We start from the raw sequence: 20487 nt of genomic DNA on the forward strand, positions 1-20487 counted from the left end.
ACCTGGTAACCGGTAACTAATACAAATCTGATCCTTTTATAAACAGACATTCATGTTATTTAACTATAAGTTCGCAGGAAACAGCACAGTCACCAGCACAATGCATAAGACGGGATTGTCGTTTGCGCCCGACACCTTGCGTGAAAGCGCCTGGTTTGTAGGCAAGCTGCATAAAAAGCTGGCTTTTCGTGAAGCTATCTCCGCCCTGCACGATGTTGTAATAAGCGATCTGCGTTTTAAACCAAAAGATAAAACAGCTTACAAAGAATGGGTTGCGCAAAACGAAGCCTTGTTCCTGGCTGAATATATGGCCGGGTATGATGGAAAAGCTGCCGATAACCGCATGGAACAGATAAAAGCTGAGTTGACAGATGTGCGGGCCCAAAAAGAAAAATTACTGGCTCCTTTCTTCAAAGCCCGCCAGAAATATTTCAATTATCTATACGAAAAGAACCGTGAAGCTTGGATCGTGCTGGACCCTGTAATTACCATTCACCCCGATGAATTGTTCTTTGAATGTTTCAGCCAGGATGAATCCACCTATGGTAAACTGGGTTGCAATTACAATGTGTTCAAACAGCTTGACGATTATAAATGCGGTACCACGAATGTTGATTATTCTTCTGCCCTGTATGAAGAATTTCAGAAAATACGAGATTATAAGGAAACAGAATTAAAGGTTGATCCCAGTGGGTTTACTGTTGAAACAACCAACGAGGAGCAATACAAAGAAGTAAAGATTGATCTGCCTGATAGTTGGGTACGCGGTTTCTTACAGGTGAGCAGCGCCATGACGCTGCCCACTATTCAATTCGACCTACACCCTATGGATATTTACAATATTTGTTTGTTGCTGCGCCGTTTCAAAGAAAAAAGAGGTCCGCGCTCATTGCGGTATATCCTGGAACCAGGTCATCCTGTGAAAGTGATTCTGGAACCCTGGGGTAAAGAAATTATTTGCGCCCGCAGTATCTATACAGGCCCTGCCAAACAGGAAGTAAGGACCTGGGGAAGGCGGCGGTTGTTGATCCTGGAAAGACTGATCCCTGTTGCTAAAAAATTCACAGTTCACTTGTTAGGTACTGGTTTGCCTGCTTTTTATATAGCCGACCTTTGTGATATGAATTTCACTTTAGGATTAAGCGGCTGGACGACCAACGACTGGAGCCATGCAGGAAATTTTGATCTGTTGGCGCCCAGGCTGGCTGTAGATGATGCAATCAAGCATCAGGTATTTGTGGCTATGCAAAAAGACTGGTTTGGCACGTCGCAGCAACTGGCCAACAAGTTGAATATAGAATCGGCCCAGGTTTCGGGGGCGTTAAGCGCTTATACCCAGGCCGGCCGTGTGATCTATGACTTAAATAAAAACGTTTACCGGTTGCGGGAATTAAGCCGCGAGCCGTTGCCTTTTGAGAAACTTCGTTTTGATAACCCGCGTGAAGAAATGGCTGCCGGCATATTAAAAGCTCAGGAAATAAAGTTTACCTCGCAGCAATTGGCTGATGGCAGCATGCAGTTAACGGGCACGGTAAAAGGTGCACGCAAAACATTCAATTCGCAATTGCTGATCGATGCAGATGAAAAAATAAAATCTGCTGGTTGTGATTGTAGTTTTTATATTGAAAATAAGTTATACAAAGGGCCTTGTGAGCATATGCTGGCCGTTCGCCAGTCGTTTAACAAAACAAGAATAGCCGAAGGATTTAAGTAATGGGAAAACGTGAATAAGAAATAAAAAAAGAGTTCCTGATTTATTTAAAAATTAAGAAATAGGAAATTATATTTGTTAACCGCATTTCGTGTTCTTTGACAGAGGGGAAATAAATTACATGCACCTTGCTTCCGAAAGGAAAGAGCGATGTTTCGTCGTTCATGCAACATGATTATATCATGCATCACCAAATGTAATCTTTACTATGGCATATAGGTACCAGTGTACTATTTTCAGTACCGGCACTATGTGCCTAAATAGTACACTGGTACCCATATGCCTTGCGTTGATTAATCTGGTCACCGGTGTGCACGAAGGCCGCATGCTTCCCCCCTGTCAAAACATGATCTTTTTTCTTCACCCAACATGGCAGATAACAGAAACATCCGTCAGGAGTTATACGACCGAATCCGCGAAAGTTCAAAAGATGATGTGGTACTGGAAGAAATGAAGCGCATGGGCTTTTGGGCTAAAAATGAAAATGGTCCTACCGTTCCTGAACTTTTAATCAAGAAAGAAGCTGAGCTTAACAAAGAACTCAATAAGCTGTATGATGAGAAGCGGAAATATCAGAACAGGGAAGCTGTATTAAAAGAAATGCGGCTGAAGCGGATGGCTGAATCCAGGTTGAAACGGGAAGAAAATAAAAAGAAAAAAGAACAACGCCGTTTTGAAAAAGCAGAAGCCTGGAAAAAGCAAAAAGAAACGGAAATTATTTACCTGGGTGAAGGCGTTTCTGTTGGGTTGAATAATATTGATAACAACATTGCGGCCTTACAAAAACATAACCTTCCTGTTTTTAATAATGAGAATGAACTTGCGTTAGCCATTGGCATTCCCCTGAAAGAACTTCGCTTTTTATCTTTTAACAGGAAAGTATCTACCGTATCGCACTATCGAAAATTCTTTCTTCCCAAAAAATCGGGTGGTAAAAGATTGATCTCGGCGCCCATGCCTCGTTTAAAACAGGTACAGTACTGGCTGCTGGAGAATATCTTTAACAAGGTAGCTGTTCATCCTGCCGCACACGGCTTTACATTACAACGTTCCATCATCAGCAATGCACAGCCGCATATTGGCAAGGAAGTAGTAGTGAATATAGATGTAAAAGATTTCTTCCCTTCTATTCATTATAAAAGAGTAAAAGGCCTGTTACAACAGTTGGGGTATTCTGAAAAAATAGCTGTTATCCTTGCTTTATTGTGTACAGAAGCGGTTACCGAAGAAGTGACTATTGATGGCAAAAATTATTTTGTGCAAAAGGGTAACCGGGTGCTGCCACAGGGAGCTCCAACCAGTCCGGCAATAACTAATATTTTATGTTACAAACTGGATATAAGATTGCAAGGCCTGGCTGCTAAAAACCAATGCAGTTATACCCGCTATGCCGATGATGTAACCTTTTCGTTCGATAAACCAAATGCCAATGCACAACAATTGGTTTGGCGCATAAAAAAGGTATTGGCCGACGAAGGGTTTACAGTGCATCCTGATAAGATCCGCATTATGCGTAAGGGAACCTGCCAGGAAGTAACTGGTGTTGTGGTAAATGAAAAATTAGGCATCAGCCGTAAAAAGTTGCGCCAGTTCAGGGCAGCATTGCATCAGTTGAAAACAAAAGAGGCAGCCGAAATAAAGTGGGGTAACGGCAATCTGGCCAGTGCAGTAACCGGTTATGCCAATTTTGTAAAAATGATAAAACCGGTTCAGGGCATCAAATTACAAAATCAAATTACGGCCCTGCTGCAATCAAACCGGTTACAATACCCGGTAACGGAAGTAACTCCCAAAAAAGATGTAACACCGCCTGCACAAAGCAATACAACTGATACCAACAAAGATGATGATAAACCGTGGTGGAATGTTGTGTAAGATCATTTATACAAAACATACATAAACAAAAAGAGATTGCCCGTTTCAGAGCAATCTCTTTTTTATACTGTTGAATTCCGTAATTATCGCTTCAGTTTGATCAGCTTGAGCGTTTCTTTATTATTTCCCTGTTTTACTTCGAGGTAATAAATGCCTGGCAGGTAATTGCCACCCAGGAAAAATAAACCGGTGGATGGTAATCCATGCCTGGCTTCAACCAGCTTTCCTGCATTATCGGTTACAGCAAGGCGGAGCGATTTGGGTGATGTGCTCAGCGTCATTATGATGAACTGGTTGGGCGAAGGGTTCGGGAAGGCCTTCACGGTTAACAAACCATTTTCTTCATTGGGAAAGCAAGGCACAGTAATCGTTGTTGATTGACTGCTGGTGTTGCCTGCACTGTCGGTGGCAGTGAGTGCAATGGTGTAAATTCTATCCTTATTAAAACGCAAACGTTCAGCGCGTAGTTTAACATGATGCTCATCTACGATTATCCAGTCAGGCTCATGATTACCTGTTACCGGTTCATTGCTGGTAACGGCTAATGAACTGGTAACCGCACCGCAATTATCGGTAGCTGTATAGTTGATGGTAACCTCGCGCAGCTTGTGATTGGGCGGCCATAATTGTGTTGGAGTTACAGAAACATTGGTTATCAACGGACTTTCTGTATCATTTACAACAACTGTATAGCTGTAGCTTGCCGTATTGCCGGCATGATCTGAAACCGTCCAGGATACTATTGTTGAACCCTTCGGGAAAATTATGCCTGATAATGTGTTGGAAGTTACAGGGCCCGATATAATGCCGTTGAAAGTAAGCGTATAAGCGTACAGCAAACTATCATCGCAATTGTCTGTAGCGGTAATATCCAATTGGTTGCCTGCTGTAAATGAACAAGTGGCTGAATCGGTTGACAAGATGATACTGCCACCATTTGCCACTGTGAGAACTGGCGTATTGATAACCGGTGCTGCATGATCAACTGTTTTCACCAGGAAGCTGCAGGTATCGGCATTGCCGCCTGCATCGGTTGCAGTCAAGGTGATCAGTGTTTCCTGTTGACCGTTGATAATACTGCCCGCTGCTGGGAATTGCGTTATGGTGACCGGTGAAGAAGCCTGCATCACAATTGCCTGGCTGAAGTCAGGTATTACAACAGTGCATGATGTATTCAACACCAACAAGGTGTCATGCGGGCATTCGATAACCGGTGGCAGATTGGAAACTGTATTAGAAGCAGTACTTTCATTGTGAAAACGATCGGTTGTCGTTACTGCGTAGTAATAGTTAGTATTAGCAGTAAGCGATTTGTCGGTATAGCCTGTGGTGTCGTTGGCAGTAATGTAAAGGATGTTTTCTGCAAGGCTGGTATCAATGTCAGGATTGGTTGAACGATAGATCACAAATTGCCAGGCTTTATTTAATTCATCGGAGGTAACAGCTTTATTCCACTTTAATACCACTGAATCATTCCCGTATTTAACTGCTGTAAGACCGGAAGGCTTATCGGGAGCAATACTATCGCGCCAGGGCATATTCGGCAACAAAGCCGGTTTGTTATAAAAATATAAGCGAAGTGAATCACGGAAACCCAGCTTGGAGTTGCTGCGTAAACTATTGGTATTATAAACAGATTCGCCGTAAATATTGCTGAGCGACCGGTTCAAACGTACTTCATTTGGTATCATGGAAGGGTTAGCCCAGTTGGTACCTTGAGCGGGATCATTTACTTTGTAACCTGCGAGACCTATATATATGTGACGACCGTAAGCATTATTATTCCACCAGGGAACTATCACGCTGTAATTGGCGCCAGGCTGCCCGATGTACCAATATACCTGCGGACATAAATAATCCAGCCATCCCTGTTGTATCCATTTGCGGGTATCGGCATACAACGATGTATAATGCTCCAGACCACTTGTTGCAGAACCGATGGCCGGGTTGGTGCTGTTGCGATAGATGCCTGAAGGCGATACGCCAAATTTTACCCAGGGCTTTATGGTTTTAATGCTATCGTATATTCTTGCGATCAACAAATTCACATTGTCTCTTCGCCAGTCGGCCCGTACGGTAAAACCACGGGGATCATCGGCAAATGAAGCGCTATCATTAAAAGGACTTACGCCAGCACCGGGCGGAGAGGGATAGAAATAGTCGTCGAAGTGAATGCCGTCTACATCATAACGGTGTACAATATCTGTGATAATGCTGGTAACATAATCCCGAACGGCTGCTTTACCCGGATCAAGGATACGTAAGGTGCCCTGACTTAATAACCATTCCGGATGCGTTTTGGTAACGTGGGTAGCAGCAAAAGATGGAATGCTGTTTGAGTTGCCGGCAGCGCGATAAGGATTCAACCACGCGTGAAATTCAATACCGCGTTTATGGCATTCTTCAATCGCGAACTGCATCGGGTCCCAATATGGGTCGGGTACCTTGCCCTGTGTACCTGTGAGGTCTGCCGACCAGGGTTCTATGGCACTGGCATACATGGCATCGCATTGGCTGCGTACCTGTATGAACAATGCCGTTAGTCCGGTAGCTTTGTGATGATCGAGGATGGTGAGCAAAGCGGCGCGTTGTTGTGTCGGCGTTTGCGTGCGATTGGGCCAGTCGATATTTGAATACGTGGCAATCCAGGCGCCCCTGAATTCGCGTTTCGGCGCAGGCTGAGCCAGGGCCGAAACACATAGCATGCAAATCAGGTAAACAGTTAGTAGATTTTTTAGCATAGTAGGTTTTATTTGCAGGTATTGCCGAATTTACAGTGTATGTTGCAAAATCTTGCAATATTTCAGGACTTTATAGCCGCAAAAAACCGCAAATGGAGGCATTTAGTAATTTAATCATAGAGCTGTTTAAATTTGCGTGTAGAGCAATCGATTGCGTAGAGGTGCTTAAAGAACACGGCTACCATCAGGTGAAAATTGAATAAGGAAACAGATTAATATGTATCGAAAAAAAATTGACGTAGATGTTATTAAGGATGTACTTGATGCGTTGTTGGAAGCGCAACCACATTCTACGTTTGTGCAAAGTTTGAATCAACAATACCAGGAGCGTGGCGGATTAAGTAAGAAGCAATTGGAAGGATTATATAATAAGGCATTGAAGGTTAAAACAATTCCTGTCAATAAACTCGCAACGCTGGAGGCAGTGATCTTAAAGCGGCCTACCCGTTATAAATCAGCGCCACCGCCACCCAAACCGATGTATGAAAAAGATGAACGGATCGGGCAAATGATGGATGCTATCCTGGCGAAATATCCGCAGCACAAACGGGTTCTTTTCTTAAAAGCGAAATATGATAATAATGAAACGCTTACGCCGGCTGAAATACTGGAGGTTGAGCGGTTCACGAAAGTATTAAAATAGTTTATGGTTGTTGGTTTGTGGTTATTCCGGAAATTCGTGAAGCCTTATTGTAATAAAGAATACCTGGATGAAAGAACCATAAACAAAAAACTTTAAACCATAAACTGATTAACTTTCCTCGTCGAAGTATAACTTATAATATTTCTTACCACTCATTTCATCCACCCCTTTTTCAATAAGATCGCGACGGCCGTGAATATAAACGTGGAAGTTCTTATCGAGCTTTAATACAGTTTTGAATGCGCGCTGCTGTTGCTTTACCGCAGATACGTGAATGGCGAACTCATCCTGTATTTCGAAATTGCGCGCTGATTCAAAATTCTTTTTATAGTCCATAAAGGTATCTACCACTTCCTGGTGGTGAATGACCTCATTAGTGAATTCTTCAATGCTGAAATTCTCTTTGGTCTTAAAGTATTCCATTGACCGGTTCAGCATATCTATCTGGTCGCTTTTTGAAACATCGAATTTCTCCGCGTATTCATTGGTGATAAAGCTTTTGCACAGGCTCAGGTATTTGTCGGTGTGGTGATAGCTGTCCGCATACGGTTCTACCTGTAAAAAATCGGTGACCCAGTATTGGGCATCGTTTTGTTTGTTGGTGGCATCTACCACACAAACTTTAAACCCTTCGTTTGTGTTGGTATGGAAGATAAGGCAGCCTTTGTCGAGTTTATTGATGTTCACACCTTCTTCCTGAATCACTTCCCAGCTTGGACCATGCTGAAATACTTTCAGGAAGGTTTCTTTGGTTTCTGATTTGAATAAACCAATGGCCCTGATAAAATCACCATCAAAAGGTACATCGTCAAACATCACCACATAAAACTCCCCTTCCTTTACTTTTACGTGGGTTGACTTGCTGTACAGGAATTGCGCCAGTAATGCAGATTGTTGGGTAAAGCTTTCGCGGTCCTCAAAGATCTTACGCACAAAAGCATATACCTCGTTCATTTCTATATCGCTGAGGTGGGTAAAGCGATATAATTCATTCTCGTTGAAGGGGCCGAGAAAGTATTTGGTGAGTAACGCCCTTACCATATCATCGTTGAGGGTAAGCGGGTTAACGGAAAGCTTTAAGTCTTCGCCACGGGAAGGATTACCAACTTTATGTACGATAACCTGTTGCAACTGTACGCTGTCAATGCCGGTCATAACCTGTTTTTGAGGCCGCGAAGATAAGGTTGGGAAGCTATGGAATGGGAAAGATTTGTTGAGCCGGCATCGGATGTTGATAATTTTTAATCTGCAACGATTGAATACGACTGGTTGTCAAGTGGAACAAAAGCACACTATGAAATATCTTATAACTTTATTGATAGTCCTGCCATTATTTATGGGGTCCTGTAAAAAGGATCATGAAGAGAATGGGGAAGATTATGGTTGTATTGAACGCATTTTTATAAGCCCAAAAGACCATGACATCAAAAGCACTGATGTGCCAATTGTTGATAAGCTGTTTTCTGACAATGGGATAGACAATAGTAATTTCAGGTATGCCAGGTATTTTCAGGAAACGCGGAATCGTCAGTACCAACCATTTGAGTTGTATAATTACAAAAATGTGCGCGTAGATCAGTATAAAAATGGCTTGCGGGTTTTTAATGCAGGGATGATCTTCGCATTTGTGAATGATAAGCAGGATTTTGTTGCTACCAACCCGGTTGATGTATCGGGGTTAGACACAGTTGCTCATTTAACGCTTCCGCGGTTAAGAAAGTTATTCTCTGACGAACTAAAGCGGTCCTATGCTTTTCATAGTCAATACGCTGATTTCTGTTTCGAAGCAGAATTTGGATATTATAAAAAGTCCATAGCCATTGGAAATAATGAAAATAAAACCGTAAAAGCCTGGAGAGTGACAATAAAAGGGCACAGGGATGTGCCGGCTGGGTATTATGCCGATGAAAATGGAAAACTTATTTTCTTTGACAGTGGTATAATAATCGATTAATAATAACAAGGTGGGCTAGCCGTCAGTTGGCGAAGCCCATCCTATACTTTATTTTACATCGAAGTCGATCACAACTTTTTCAGTACGCGGGTGGCTCTGGCAGGTAAGAATATACCCGGCATCTACTTCCTCCTGTTCAAGGGCATAGTTCGTATCCATGTTTACCCTGCCTTCTATGAGTTTGGCTTTGCAGGTGCTGCATACGCCGCCTTTGCAGGAGAATGGCAGATCGGCGCCTTGTTGTAAGGCTGCTTCCAGTACGGTTTCGCCTTCATAGGGGAGATCAAAGTCAAAGGCAATGCCATCTAACTTTACCGTTACCTTACTTTTTTCAGTAGTGGCCCCTTCTTCTTTTCCTGCTTCCGTCTTCTTGCTTCTTACCTCGGCTTTCTGCCCCGGTGTAGTAAACAGTTCAAAATGAATTTTCTTTTTATCAATGCCTTGCTGTTGCAGCCAGTTCAGCACCGTAAAGATCATTTGTTCGGGACCACAAATGAAAGTATCGTCCATGCCCTGCACATCAATTAACTTTTCACTCAATTGATTTAATTTATCGGTATCTATTCTCCCAGAATAAATAGTGGCATCGGTTTGTTCGCGGCTTAACAGGAAGTGAAGAGACAGCCGGTTGATGTACTTGTTCTTTAAAGCTTCGAGCTGTTCTTTAAAAATTATATTGCTTCTGTTCTGATTACCAAATACCAGTGTGAACGTGCTGTTGGGCTCAGTTTGCAGCGTTGTTTTAATAATGGATATTATGGGCGTAATGCCGCTGCCGGCTGCAAATGCCAGGTACCTTTTCTTATGATCAGGATTGAGTTCGGTAAAGAAGGTGCCGGTGGGCGGCAATACTTCCAGCACATCTCCCTTTTTTAGCAGGTTATTGGCCCATACCGAGAACTTGCCGTAAGGCGCTTTTTTAATGGCTACGCGGAGTTCATTATCAGCAGGGCTGGTGCAAATGGAATAAGAACGGCGGATTTCTTCATTATTGATAACCGTACGTAATGTAAGGTTTTGCCCCTGCTTAAACAGGTAGGTTATTTTCAGATCATCAGGCACCGCAAATGCGATAGACACACAATCGGGCGTTTCTTTTCTGATATCAGCAATCGTCAATTGATGAAAATGCGTAGCCAAAAGGGCAAATTTTTAATGAAAAACTATGCTTGTTTACGGAGTCCATCCACCAGTATCTGCACCATATTATCCTCCAGCACTTCGCCGGCAATTTTCTTTTTGCTGCGATGCCAGGATTCGATACCACTTACCGCATGCAACATGATCAATACTGCAGTGGGTGCATCTATTGGTTTTATTTCTCCTTTGCGAATACCATCTTCAATTACGGAAGCAAAGCGTTGACGGTAGGTCCTGCGCTGGCTTTGTATGTTCGATAAATAAGGATCGGTGAGGTGTTTCCACTCCCGGTCGCTTACATATACTTCTTCATAGTTATCCAGCATTTGCTTTATATGAAAACGAAGAATGGCCTGTATCTTTTCAATAGCCGATTTATTGGGGGTGGCATCCACTTCCTCAATATGCGACATGAAATTATTAGCTATTTTAAAACAGATCTCCTGCAAGATCTCGGCTTTTGAACTGATGTGGTTGTACAGGCTGGCTGCCTCTACACCTACATGTTCGGCCAGATCGCGCATGGAAGTGGCGCTAAAGCCTTTTTCGCGAAACAGTTTGGCTGCTTTGGCGATAATTACGTCTTTCCTTGTACCGTTTCTGTTTCTTTTAATTTTTGCCATATATGAATCGGGGGTCAAAGATAATAAAATGCTAACAATTGTTAGCGTGTTTTACAGTATTATAGGTAAAAAAATAAAATTAGTTTACTAACGATTAATTGGCAATAACACTAAGTGGGCAGTAATACTGAAAACGGGTCATAATCATGGCCGCCGTAAAAACGGCTTGCTAAATAGTCACGTAGCTTTGTGTGGTATGTGTTTAACACATTAGCCAGCAATCGAAAATAACAAGATGGCAGCAAGTTAACAAATAGTCTGTCAAAACCGCCTTGTTGTTTCAGCACATCCAAAATTTCGCGTAGGTTTGCACGCCGCTTCAACCCCCTTCCATCGGGGAACAGGGTTTGTATGAGGCTTTCATCATTCCTTTCAATAATAATTAATTAGTCGCCCGGGGCCGCCTGTAAGGATGAGCTAAAAGGGTTAAAAATTTGCTTATGTCTTTGATCGTTGTGGGCACTATGGCCTTTGATGCTATCGAAACGCCATTTGCCAAAACCGACCGCATTATAGGCGGATCTGCCACGTATGTAGCCTATGCGGCCAGTAATTTTATCCAGCCAATTCAGCAGATCTCTATCGTTGGGTTCGATTTTCCCAAAGAGGAAATGCAGGAGCTGCAAAAAAGAGGTGTGCAGTTAGAAGGTGTTAAAGTGGTACCCGATAAGAAGTCTTTCTTCTGGAGCGGTAAGTACCATATGGATATGAACAGCCGCGATACATTGGTTACCGACCTGAATGTATTGCTTGATTTTGATCCCGTGGTCCCGGAATCATATCAAAGCGCCGAGTTCCTGATGCTGGGCAACCTCGATCCGAAAATTCAAATGAGCGTGATCAGGCAAATGAAAACCCGTCCGAAGTTGATTGTAATGGATACCATGAATTTCTGGATGGAAAGCACCTTGCCTGAACTGGAAGAAGTGCTGAAAATGGTTGATGTGCTGATGCTGAATGACAGCGAAGCCCGCCAGTTAAGCGCCCAGTTCTCCCTGGTAAAAGCAGCTAAGGAAATTATGAAGATGGGCCCCCAATACCTGATCATTAAGAAAGGTGAACATGGCGCCCTGTTATTCCATGGCGACCAGGTGTTCTTTGCCCCGGCTTTACCCCTCGAAGATGTGTTTGACCCCACCGGTGCAGGAGATACTTTTGCCGGCGGATTTATGGGCCATATTGCCCGTACAAAAGACATTTCTTTCGATAATATGAAAACAGGTATCATAGTGGGATCGGCTATGGCTTCCTTCTGTGTAGAAAAATTTGGTCCTCAACGCCTGAAAGAGATCACCCGCGCTGATATTGATACCCGTATTCAACAGTTCGTTGACCTGGTGAATTTTGATATTGAGCTGGTTTGAAAGTCGAATACCGGATTATAATATAACAGTAAACCCTGCCATGTATAAACGCTGGCAGGGTTTGTTTTTCCTATCTTCTTGCCAGTGTTACAGCTTGTTTAAATTTTTTGGTTTTCCCCTGCAGATTAAAGATCTCCGTTAAAACCACGTAAATGCCAACCGGTAATTTTGTCCCGTTGTCGTTCAGTCCATCCCAGCGAAACCGGCCAGTGGCTGCCAGGGTAGCGTTTTGCGCCAGGTGGCGCACTTTTCGGCCATTTGCGTCAAAAATGCGAATGTTAGCTACAAAACCGGGTTCTGGCAATTGATAATCGATGATAGCAAAATCATTGAAGCCGTCGTTATCGGGAGAAAAAACAGCGGGCGCAACTGATACTTGTCCTTGTATTTGCGCATCGGCCGCCAACTGCGAATTGGGATAACCGGGTGTGCCAAAACCCGCTGTTGAAGCGGCCGAGGACCAGTTTGATTTTTGTTGGGTGGGCTGGTTGTAATTGATGCGTTCCAGGGCAATGCCTTCCTTGTCACTAATAAGACCAAAATGCCAGTTATGGTCATAATGCAATTCATCAATAATGCTTCCTTCTGCATTTAACAATACAACGATCCCTTTATCGTCTGGCAGGGAAGGAAGGGCTGGCAGTTCACTAATTAAGTAAGGCTCTTTTACCAGGTATTGCTGTTGCAGCCACCTGCTATTTTCAGTAAGGACCCGGTATTCACCCGGGAAGAATAAAAAAGGAACAGCACTAACAGGTGCAATACCTGTTAACTGGCCGGTAGCATTACGGGTTGCCAGGTGCAATTGCTTCAGGTTGATGGTGCGGTTGCTGCGGTTATATAATTCAATATAATCAAACCCATCGGGTTGGGGATTGAACAAGACTTCATTAATAACGATCGTCATACTATCGGCCATAACGGGAAGGCCGGCTTTGACAGTATTCAACTGGTTAATAGCATTGCCTGCACAGTCTTTTACATTGTTCACCTTTAATTCATAAACCGTTTGGCTATTCAGGGGAGAAGCCAACTTTAACACCACTTCTGTGCACAAGGGCATTATAACCGAAGCTGATGCAGGATGCGCTACGCCGTTATTAAGCGTATAGTTAGCTGCTGCTATAGCCGTGCTGCTATCGAGTGGTTCATCGAACAGGACCGAAATGGTAAGGCTGTCTGTTGTAATGCTTCTGGTTATGGCCGGTGGCTGTTCGTCTATATTGGTATCATCCAGGGTGTTTCTTTTACCGGGAGAACCGCCGGTGTTATTAGTGCTGGCTTTCCAATTGCTCATACCCGTACAGGGGTTTTTGGTATCGATCATTTCAAGGCTCCAGCCTCCGTCGCTCTTAACGGCATTCTGATACCAGTTGCTGTTATAACCAACCGTATGGATCAGCCGGCCTTCGGCAGAATACAGGGATATTACATCAGCATCATTATTAAGGGAAGGGAAACTGCTAACGCCAATGGTATTGCCGAAAGCGGCAAAGGCGGATACTGCGTTATTGGGACAGATAATAACAAAGCTATCGGGTTTTAACAGGTAACTACTAGTTATGTTAGCGGTCGTACTGCCGTCGCTTATTTTCCAATTGCGTATATTAAAGGCCGTGGTAGAAACATTTTTCAGTTCAATGAATTCTGCATTAGGCAATTGAACCGGCGGCGTGGGATCGGGCAGCAGTTCATCGATCACTATATCGAAGCGATTGGCAACCTGGGCGTATGAGCCGCTCATTATAAATAAGAGGCTGCAAGCCAGTAATAAGCGGGGTAAAATAGGTAGTACCATTGTTTTTAGATGGTTTATTACTACCTAAGCAGAGCCAGACCTGAGAGGCGGGCAAATGTATTATTTATTAATATAAAAATTAAATTTGCAAATAATACATTTGCTGACTAATTTTGACCCTCGAAATGCAAAACATAAAGAAATATACAAAGGTTACCAAGACAAACTCCATACACGGGGAAGGTTGAGGACTACTTTGTATATCAACATATTCAGAGGCCTTCCCACAAAACGGGAAGGCTTTTTTATTTTAACTATTTTATTGCCCTGGCTGAAAAGGGCGTTCAACCAAAAAAACAAAACAAAAGGAGCAAACAATGAAAGTCGCGGTTGTAGGTGCCACCGGTTTAGTGGGTACCAAAATGTTACAGGTATTAGCCGAAAGGAATTTCCCGGTTACAGAACTTCTTCCCGTAGCCTCTGAAAAATCAGTAGGGAAAGATGTTGAGTTTAAAGGAAAGAAATACAAAGTGGTTAGCATGACAGATGCTATTGCCGCAAAACCTGCCGTGGCTTTGTTTTCAGCCGGTGGCAGTACCTCTTTGGAATGGGCGCCCAAATTTGCAGAAGCAGGTATTACTGTTATTGATAACTCTTCGGCCTGGCGTATGGACCCTACCAAAAAATTAGTGGTACCGGAAGTGAACGCGAATGTGTTAGGTAAGGATGATAAGATCATCGCCAACCCTAATTGCTCCACCATTCAAATGGTTGTGGCTTTACAACCTTTGCATAAAAAATATAACATTACCCGTATTGTGGTTTCAACTTATCAAAGTGTTACCGGTACTGGTAAAAAAGCGGTTGACCAAATGATGGGCGAACGTCAGAAAGCAGTTAAAAATGCTAAAGACGAATACCCAATGGCGTATAAATATCCCATTGACCTGAACGTTATTCCCCAGATCGATGTATTTCTCGATAACGGGTATACGAAAGAAGAAATGAAAATGGTGCTGGAAACCAAAAAGATCATGGGCGATGATGCTATCCGGGTTACCTCAACTACGGTTCGTATCCCGGTTATGGGTGGCCACAGCGAAAGCGTGAACGTAGAGTTCACCAAAGACTATGAACTGAATGATGTAAAGCAACTGTTGCAATCAGCCCCTGGTGTGGTGGTAGTAGATGATCCTGCCAGCCAGCAATACCCCATGCCAATGGATGCGCATGAAAAAGACGATGTGTTTGTAGGTAGATTGCGTCGTGATGAAACACAGCCTAATACCCTCAACATGTGGATCGTGAGCGATAACCTGCGTAAAGGTGCTGCTACCAACGCCGTGCAAATTGCAGAGTACCTGATGGGGAAAGGTCTTTTATAAATATTGAATATTGAATGCCCATTTTGAATGTCGAAGTAAATACATACTTCGACATTCATTATTTAATATTGGATATTCAATATTTTTATTTCTAGTCTTCCAGAGATCTATTAATGAATTGGACCATCGGCTGCAGTGTTTCAAATGCCATCAAGGTTTTTTTAACCAGGTCTTTTGCGGTTAGGTCGGCATCTTTCACCGATTGCATGGCAATCCAGCTCTTCAGCTTTAAATAATCGGCTGCCGGGTGATCTTTATCGAAACCCTGCGGCACCCTGCTTAAGCTCATATCATCTTCTTTATACAGGTCGCCGTATATGGTGGTAAACTTTTTCGACTGCACAATTTTTTTGAACTCATCGAAGCAATAATCAATTTCCTGCCGCACTTTTTTCATTTCCGGCGCCATAGGCATCCAGATGCCGCCGCCTACAAAGCTTTGTCCGGGTTCTAAATGAAAATAATAGCCGGCAAAAACAGATTTACGGCCGCCGCGGTTAATGCTGGCGCCCATATTCGATTTATACGGCGTTTTATCTTTTGAGAATCGAATATCGCGGTTGATGCGGAAGATGCATTTTTTTGCTTCCTGTTCGCGTATGGTGTCATCTTTTTGGGCGTGACGGTCTATAACAGCCTGAATGAACGTTTCAAAATCTTTCCTGGCATCTTCATATTGTTTTCGATGCGCATCGAACCAGGGCTTGTTATTGTTTTTTTTGAGGTCTTTTAGAAACTTTAATGTGGAAGGTTGTAGCATGGGTCAAAGATAAGAAAAGGCAACAAGGCAACGAGGCACAAAGGCGGTAATTGGCAATCGTGAAACGGCAGTCGGCAATCGTGAATCCGCAATCGTGAAATACAAAACGCCGGGCAATTGTAAAAGGGGCGCAAGAATCGGCAGTCGTGGATCGGAAATCGTGAAAGGGTAAGATGAAAGATCGTGGATTTGCGTTTGCCGGGTGGCTGTTAGTGGCTGCCTGTATTTGGCTTGCTGCTTATAGCTTGAAGCGCGTAGGCTGTATTCTTCCCCAAAAAAAATAAGTGGTGTGAAAGCTAGCCTTATACGATCACACCACTTATTGTCTGCATCAATTACCGGGCACTATTTAATCCTGCCCCAGTTTTCACCACTTTTAATGCGGTACATGGTCATCTCAGAGACGCCAAATTTTTCCGCCAACTTTTTAATGGTGATCTTCCGGTTCTTGTCGCTAAGGATCTTTTTAATGCCTTGAACCTGTTTCGCATTCAGCTTCAAACCTTCGGTTCTGTTTGCCTGTACTTTTTTGTACGCAATCTTTGCCGGGCTGTGTTGCTGATGTTCGATCATTTCTTCAAGCGTTGCCCATTTCAGGTTCTTCACTGCATTATCAAGCTTGTTGTGATTGATGTGAATCACATACTTGTTTTTGAGTGAGGGTTTCTTCAGAAATAAACGGGCAATCTCACGGTGAATGTACAAAGTACCGTTGTTGCCTGGACGATGCAGGTTCAAAGTTCTGTAACCGGTAGTTAGGGAACCCTGAAGCAATTTACCGTCTTCAACAACGTCGTTTGTGTAGCTGGCTATGCGTCCCATGGAGGATAACGCATACTTTTTACGGAGGTGCTTCCAGCCTGGAAACTGCAGTGGTTTCCACACCTCATTGGGGAGTTTTTTTATCATCGCCTTTTCCTTTTGGCTAAAGTTACAAAAAAACAAATGTGAAATTCAAACAATTGATAAGAATCATATCAATGATGTATAAGGGACAGGAATTCGGCTTCGGTTATGATCTTGATTGAGGTTATCTTTTTGGCCTTTTCCAGCTTGCTTCCAGCCTCTTCGCCCGCTACCAGATAGTTTAAATTGGCGCTTACGCTGCTTAATAACTTCCCTCCGTTAGATTCAACCATAGCCTCGGCATCGCTTCGCTTGAGTGTAGGCAAGGTGCCGGTAAATAAAAACGTTTGACCGCTCAGGTTGCCTCCCGTTACCAGGTCCTTTTTGTCGTTTTTCAGCTTCAGGCCTAATGTTTCCAGCTTTTGCAGGGTTTCAATATTGTCCCAATTATGGAAAAATTGATGAACGCTGCCTGCTACTTTTGGGCCAATATCTTCCAGGTTTTGCAGGGCTTCCAACGAGTAATCTTTCAATTCTAACAGATGCTTAACCGCATGGGCAAGCGTTTTTGCAGTTGTTTCTCCTACATACCGGATGCCCAGGGCGTATATCAGGCGGTGAATGGGTTGCGACTTGGATGTTTCAATGGCTGCCTGCAGGTTGGTAATGCTTTTCTTCCCAAATCCTTCTAACGTTCCTATTTGATCAAAGGGCAACTGGTATATGCCAGGTATGTCTTTCAGGAAACCTAACGTATAGAACTTACGAATGTTGGCCTCGCCCAATCCCCTAATGTCCATAGCGTCCTTGCTGGTGAAATGAATGATACGCTCTACAACCTGGGCCTCGCAATTGATGTTGCTGCAACGCCATACAGCTTCTTCGGCCGGCTTTTCCAACTTGTCGCCACATACGGGGCAATGGGTAGGAAAATCTATTTTCTTTTCGGTACCCGAACGCAGTTCAGGTAATGATTTAACAATATAGGGTATTACATCCCCTGCCCGCTCAACCAGTACGGTATCGCCGATCATAAGGTCTTTTTCTTTGATCACTTCTTCGTTAAATAATGATATAGAGCCCACGGTAACTCCGCCAATAGGTACGGGTTCAATCTTGGCAACCGGAGTAACCGAGCCGGTACGGCCAACCTGAAATTCTACCGCCTTTAACCTGCTGGTAGCCTGGCGTGCCTTGAATTTATAAGCAATGGCCCACCGGGGATGATGAGTGGTCATTCCTAACTGGTCTTGCTGGTGAATGTCGTTTATTTTAATCACCATGCCATCGATCTCATAAGGCAGGTCGTCGCGGTGGTGTTCAAATTCGTGGCAATAGGCAATAACGGCATCAATCCCTTTCAATACCTTTTTCTCTTTTACCGGGCTGCGAAAACCAAGCTCCCATAACATTTCCAAACAACCGCTGTGGCTGTTCAATTGGTTATCGGCAGTTGTTTTCGGTAATTGGTTATAATGGCTTACCTGGTATAAAAATGCTTCCAGGTTTCGCTTACTCACTTCTTTGGGATCTTTTATGCGCAAGGTGCCAGCAGCTGCATTGCGGGGGTTGGCTAACGGCGGAAGGTTTTGTTCGGCCAACTGATCGTTATACTTCTTAAAGTTTTGTTTACTCATCAACACTTCACCCCTGATCTCAATTTGCTCAAGGCCATACTTTGAAATGGCAGCCGATAAGGGAATAGACCTGATTTGTTTTATGTTGGTCGTAATATCATCTCCCTGAACTCCGTTGCCCCGGGTGGCACCGCGTACCAGCAGGTCATTCTCGTATACCAACGATATACTGGCTCCGTCGAACTTGGGTTCAACACAATATTCCAAAACATCAACCTTTGCCAATTCCCGCGCCCGGCGGTCAAAGTCGATAAGGTCATCGGCATTATACGAGTTATCGAGCGATAGCATGGGTACCAAATGCGAAACCGTTGGAAATTCCTTGGTAAGCTCTTTGGCTACCCGTTGGGTAGGTGAATCGGGCGTGCGAATGGCAGGATTCTCTTTCTCTAATTTTTCGAGCGCTTTATATAGTAGGTCGTATTCAAAATCGGAAATAAGCGGATCATTCAAAATATAATACCGGTGTTCATGGAAACGAAGCACATCCCGGAGCGTTTCGATCTCTTTATCGGTTATATGACCTTGGGAGTTCTTTTCCATTAAACCGGTAGTTGCCTTTTGTAAGGATTTTGTTTGGTCGGGCGAATACATAAATAAATTAGTTGTTACTGTTTTATGCGAAGTTAGTTCAATACCCTGTTTTATTTGCAAGGGCGTTAGACACTGTTAGCACATCCCGATATTGATAAATATCAATTACTCAGTACTTGCGATGCAGCAAAATAGGCTGTTTTATTCAAAATAACGCCATTCCAGCTACCCATACCGGTTGTAAAACTAATTCATAGGCAATGAGTTGGCGCAATTTCGTCTTTCGTGAAAAGGGTATGGTATTTGAAACATGTCCTTAGTCAAAAAGTGTAGTAAAAAACACAGAGGTGTTCGGGAGTGAAACAATCCATATATCTTTACCGGTATATGACGACCGGCATAAGCCATTCCAGGTTGAATGTGTAGTTATCATACAATTGCGTGCAAATAGGCTTCCTACCGGTGTAATTTAGTTTTCAAAAACAAACCTGTTATACTTTTCAAGACAGGTTAATAAGTATAAATCAAGTATTTCTTAACCCTGACAATCTGCTCATAGCCATGGGAACAGCATTACAAAGAACCATTCATCAATTGCGTTCTGAAGACCGCGAGTTTTTTCAAATCGCCTTTTCGGTTGATTGTGTAATTTTTGGATTCGACAAAAACGAACTTAAAGTTCTGCTCATCAAATCTGACCTTGAAGAATTCAATAATCAATGGTCGTTACTGGGCGATCTGGTAAAACCCAATGAGAATCTTGAAAACGCATCGTACCGCGTATTGAAAGAGCGCACTGGCCTCGATGATGTGTACCTTGAACAGGTGTATACTTTCGGTGAAGTAAACCGCCACCCTGCCGGACGGGTTATCAGCACCGCTTATTATTCTTTGATAAATATCAAAGACCATCAACCTAAGTTTTGTGATAATGAGCTGCACTGGCATCCTGTAAACGAAATTTCTACATTGGCCTTCGATCATAAGACGATCTTATACACCTGCCTTGAACGGCTGCAATCGAAAATTGAAGAACATCCCATCGTTTTCAATTTATTACCGGAGAAGTTCTCCTTGCGTGAGTTACAAAATTTGTATGAGGCCATCCTGGGCGTTAAAATGGATCGCCGTAACTTCCGGAAGAAGTTCTTCTTAATGAACTGGCTCGAAGATATGAATGAGCTGGAACAGGATGTTCCGCACCGACCAGGTAAATTATACCGGTTTAATGCTTCCCGGTTTTCAAACGGTAAAGTAAAATCTACCCCAATGCCCGTATAAAATATTTCTCACTATTTATTAATTAACATGGTTAAAAGCAGCTTTTTATAGTTGGGGCTGTCTTTTAATTAGAAGGACACTAATCATACCTGTAGTCCGGTGCATGGTACTATACTTCAAGTTACCATGTTGACGGCTCATAACCCTTGGATACGGCAGTAATTAAAGTAGCAAAGTAAGTTTTGTTAAGCATCGGCTAAATCGACTTTTTATTTTTTAGAGTCTTGGAAATTGCATAAAATTGTGTTCAGGATA

Annotated in this window: 15 protein-coding genes; 7 read left to right on the forward strand and 8 right to left on the reverse strand. The window is 43.2% G+C overall.

Translation table 11 applies throughout. The features are described from left to right. The first annotated feature begins 52 nt into the window (after positions 1–52). Both FAM09_RS18685 and FAM09_RS18690 read left to right on the forward strand, forming a co-directional pair. The gene (locus FAM09_RS18685) at positions 53–1714 is read left to right on the forward strand and encodes an SWIM zinc finger family protein (RefSeq protein ID WP_136578660.1); all 1662 of its coding nucleotides are present in this window, start codon (positions 53–55) and stop codon (positions 1712–1714) included. 366 nt (positions 1715–2080) lie between these two features. Then, positions 2081–3586: a reverse transcriptase family protein gene (locus FAM09_RS18690; RefSeq protein WP_136578661.1), complete on the forward strand. Its 1506-nt coding sequence runs from the start codon at positions 2081–2083 to the stop codon at positions 3584–3586. A gap of 83 nt (positions 3587–3669) precedes the next feature. On the opposite strand, the gene FAM09_RS18695 is transcribed toward FAM09_RS18690, so the two are convergent. Further along, a complete protein-coding gene (locus tag FAM09_RS18695; protein ID WP_136578662.1) occupies positions 3670–6327 on the reverse strand; it encodes a family 10 glycosylhydrolase in 2658 nt (885 codons plus the stop codon). Positions 6328–6544: 217 nt separating this feature from the next. On the opposite strand from FAM09_RS18695, the gene FAM09_RS18700 reads away from it, so the two are divergent. Further along, a complete protein-coding gene (locus FAM09_RS18700) occupies positions 6545–6970 on the forward strand; it encodes a hypothetical protein (RefSeq protein WP_136578663.1) in 426 nt (141 codons plus the stop codon). Between the two features lie 108 nt (positions 6971–7078). Here the strand turns inward: FAM09_RS18700 and FAM09_RS18705 are convergent, their stop codons facing one another. Next, positions 7079–8125, reverse strand: a complete 1047-nt coding sequence (locus FAM09_RS18705) for a nucleoid-associated protein (protein WP_136578664.1) — start codon at positions 8123–8125, stop codon at positions 7079–7081. Positions 8126–8264: 139 nt separating this feature from the next. On the opposite strand from FAM09_RS18705, the gene FAM09_RS18710 reads away from it, so the two are divergent. Then, positions 8265–8924, forward strand: coding sequence for a hypothetical protein (locus FAM09_RS18710; protein ID WP_136578665.1), 660 nt, complete (start codon positions 8265–8267; stop codon positions 8922–8924). 48 nt (positions 8925–8972) lie between these two features. Here the strand turns inward: FAM09_RS18710 and paaE are convergent, their stop codons facing one another. Both paaE and FAM09_RS18720 read right to left on the reverse strand, forming a co-directional pair. Beyond that, positions 8973–10064 (reverse strand): 1,2-phenylacetyl-CoA epoxidase subunit PaaE, encoded by a 1092-nt coding sequence (gene paaE / locus FAM09_RS18715; RefSeq protein ID WP_136578666.1) that lies wholly within the window; start codon positions 10062–10064, stop codon positions 8973–8975. A gap of 23 nt (positions 10065–10087) precedes the next feature. Further along, a complete protein-coding gene (locus FAM09_RS18720) occupies positions 10088–10687 on the reverse strand; it encodes a TetR/AcrR family transcriptional regulator (RefSeq protein ID WP_136578667.1) in 600 nt (199 codons plus the stop codon). 440 nt (positions 10688–11127) lie between these two features. Between FAM09_RS18720 and FAM09_RS18725 the strand changes: the two genes are divergently transcribed. Continuing rightward, on the forward strand, positions 11128–12051 hold the full coding sequence (locus FAM09_RS18725; RefSeq protein ID WP_136578668.1) for a PfkB family carbohydrate kinase: 924 nt from the start codon (positions 11128–11130) through the stop codon (positions 12049–12051). 70 nt (positions 12052–12121) lie between these two features. On the opposite strand, the gene FAM09_RS18730 is transcribed toward FAM09_RS18725, so the two are convergent. Then, positions 12122–13849, reverse strand: coding sequence for a lamin tail domain-containing protein (locus tag FAM09_RS18730; RefSeq protein ID WP_136578669.1), 1728 nt, complete (start codon positions 13847–13849; stop codon positions 12122–12124). A gap of 317 nt (positions 13850–14166) precedes the next feature. Between FAM09_RS18730 and FAM09_RS18735 the strand changes: the two genes are divergently transcribed. Then, positions 14167–15174 carry an aspartate-semialdehyde dehydrogenase gene (locus FAM09_RS18735; protein ID WP_136578670.1) on the forward strand — a complete coding sequence of 336 codons (1008 nt, stop codon included), beginning with the start codon at positions 14167–14169 and terminating at the stop codon, positions 15172–15174. Between the two features lie 91 nt (positions 15175–15265). On the opposite strand, the gene FAM09_RS18740 is transcribed toward FAM09_RS18735, so the two are convergent. From FAM09_RS18740 to ligA, 3 genes are all read right to left on the reverse strand, one after another. Beyond that, complete coding sequence (locus FAM09_RS18740) at positions 15266–15934, reverse strand: DUF2461 domain-containing protein (RefSeq protein ID WP_136578671.1); 669 nt, start codon at positions 15932–15934, stop codon at positions 15266–15268. A gap of 345 nt (positions 15935–16279) precedes the next feature. Next, the gene (locus tag FAM09_RS18745) at positions 16280–16843 is read right to left on the reverse strand and encodes an NUMOD4 domain-containing protein (RefSeq protein ID WP_136578672.1); all 564 of its coding nucleotides are present in this window, start codon (positions 16841–16843) and stop codon (positions 16280–16282) included. Positions 16844–16911: 68 nt separating this feature from the next. Beyond that, positions 16912–19011: an NAD-dependent DNA ligase LigA gene (ligA, locus tag FAM09_RS18750; protein WP_136578673.1), complete on the reverse strand. Its 2100-nt coding sequence runs from the start codon at positions 19009–19011 to the stop codon at positions 16912–16914. A 501-nt stretch (positions 19012–19512) separates the two neighbouring features. Between ligA and FAM09_RS18755 the strand changes: the two genes are divergently transcribed. After that, positions 19513–20232, forward strand: coding sequence for an NUDIX hydrolase (locus FAM09_RS18755; RefSeq protein WP_136578674.1), 720 nt, complete (start codon positions 19513–19515; stop codon positions 20230–20232). Positions 20233–20487 lie beyond the last annotated feature (255 nt).

This window comes from Niastella caeni (assembly GCF_004834005.1).
GTDB lineage: Bacteria > Bacteroidota > Bacteroidia > Chitinophagales > Chitinophagaceae > Niastella > Niastella caeni.

Bases quoted from the DNA above. Each gene is read 5' to 3' on its own strand.
- FAM09_RS18685 (WP_136578660.1), top strand. From the start codon at position 53: ATGTTATTTAACTATAAGTTCGCAGGAAACAGCACAGTCACCAGCACA.
- FAM09_RS18690 (WP_136578661.1), top strand. From the start codon at position 2,081: ATGGCAGATAACAGAAACATCCGTCAGGAGTTATACGACCGAATCCGC.
- FAM09_RS18695 (WP_136578662.1), bottom strand. From the start codon at position 6,327: ATGCTAAAAAATCTACTAACTGTTTACCTGATTTGCATGCTATGTGTT.
- FAM09_RS18700 (WP_136578663.1), top strand. From the start codon at position 6,545: ATGTATCGAAAAAAAATTGACGTAGATGTTATTAAGGATGTACTTGAT.
- FAM09_RS18705 (WP_136578664.1), bottom strand. From the start codon at position 8,125: ATGACCGGCATTGACAGCGTACAGTTGCAACAGGTTATCGTACATAAA.
- FAM09_RS18710 (WP_136578665.1), top strand. From the start codon at position 8,265: ATGAAATATCTTATAACTTTATTGATAGTCCTGCCATTATTTATGGGG.
- FAM09_RS18720 (WP_136578667.1), bottom strand. From the start codon at position 10,687: ATGGCAAAAATTAAAAGAAACAGAAACGGTACAAGGAAAGACGTAATT.
- FAM09_RS18725 (WP_136578668.1), top strand. From the start codon at position 11,128: ATGTCTTTGATCGTTGTGGGCACTATGGCCTTTGATGCTATCGAAACG.
- FAM09_RS18730 (WP_136578669.1), bottom strand. From the start codon at position 13,849: ATGGTACTACCTATTTTACCCCGCTTATTACTGGCTTGCAGCCTCTTA.
- FAM09_RS18735 (WP_136578670.1), top strand. From the start codon at position 14,167: ATGAAAGTCGCGGTTGTAGGTGCCACCGGTTTAGTGGGTACCAAAATG.
- FAM09_RS18740 (WP_136578671.1), bottom strand. From the start codon at position 15,934: ATGCTACAACCTTCCACATTAAAGTTTCTAAAAGACCTCAAAAAAAAC.
- FAM09_RS18745 (WP_136578672.1), bottom strand. From the start codon at position 16,843: ATGATAAAAAAACTCCCCAATGAGGTGTGGAAACCACTGCAGTTTCCA.
- ligA (WP_136578673.1), bottom strand. From the start codon at position 19,011: ATGTATTCGCCCGACCAAACAAAATCCTTACAAAAGGCAACTACCGGT.
- FAM09_RS18755 (WP_136578674.1), top strand. From the start codon at position 19,513: ATGGGAACAGCATTACAAAGAACCATTCATCAATTGCGTTCTGAAGAC.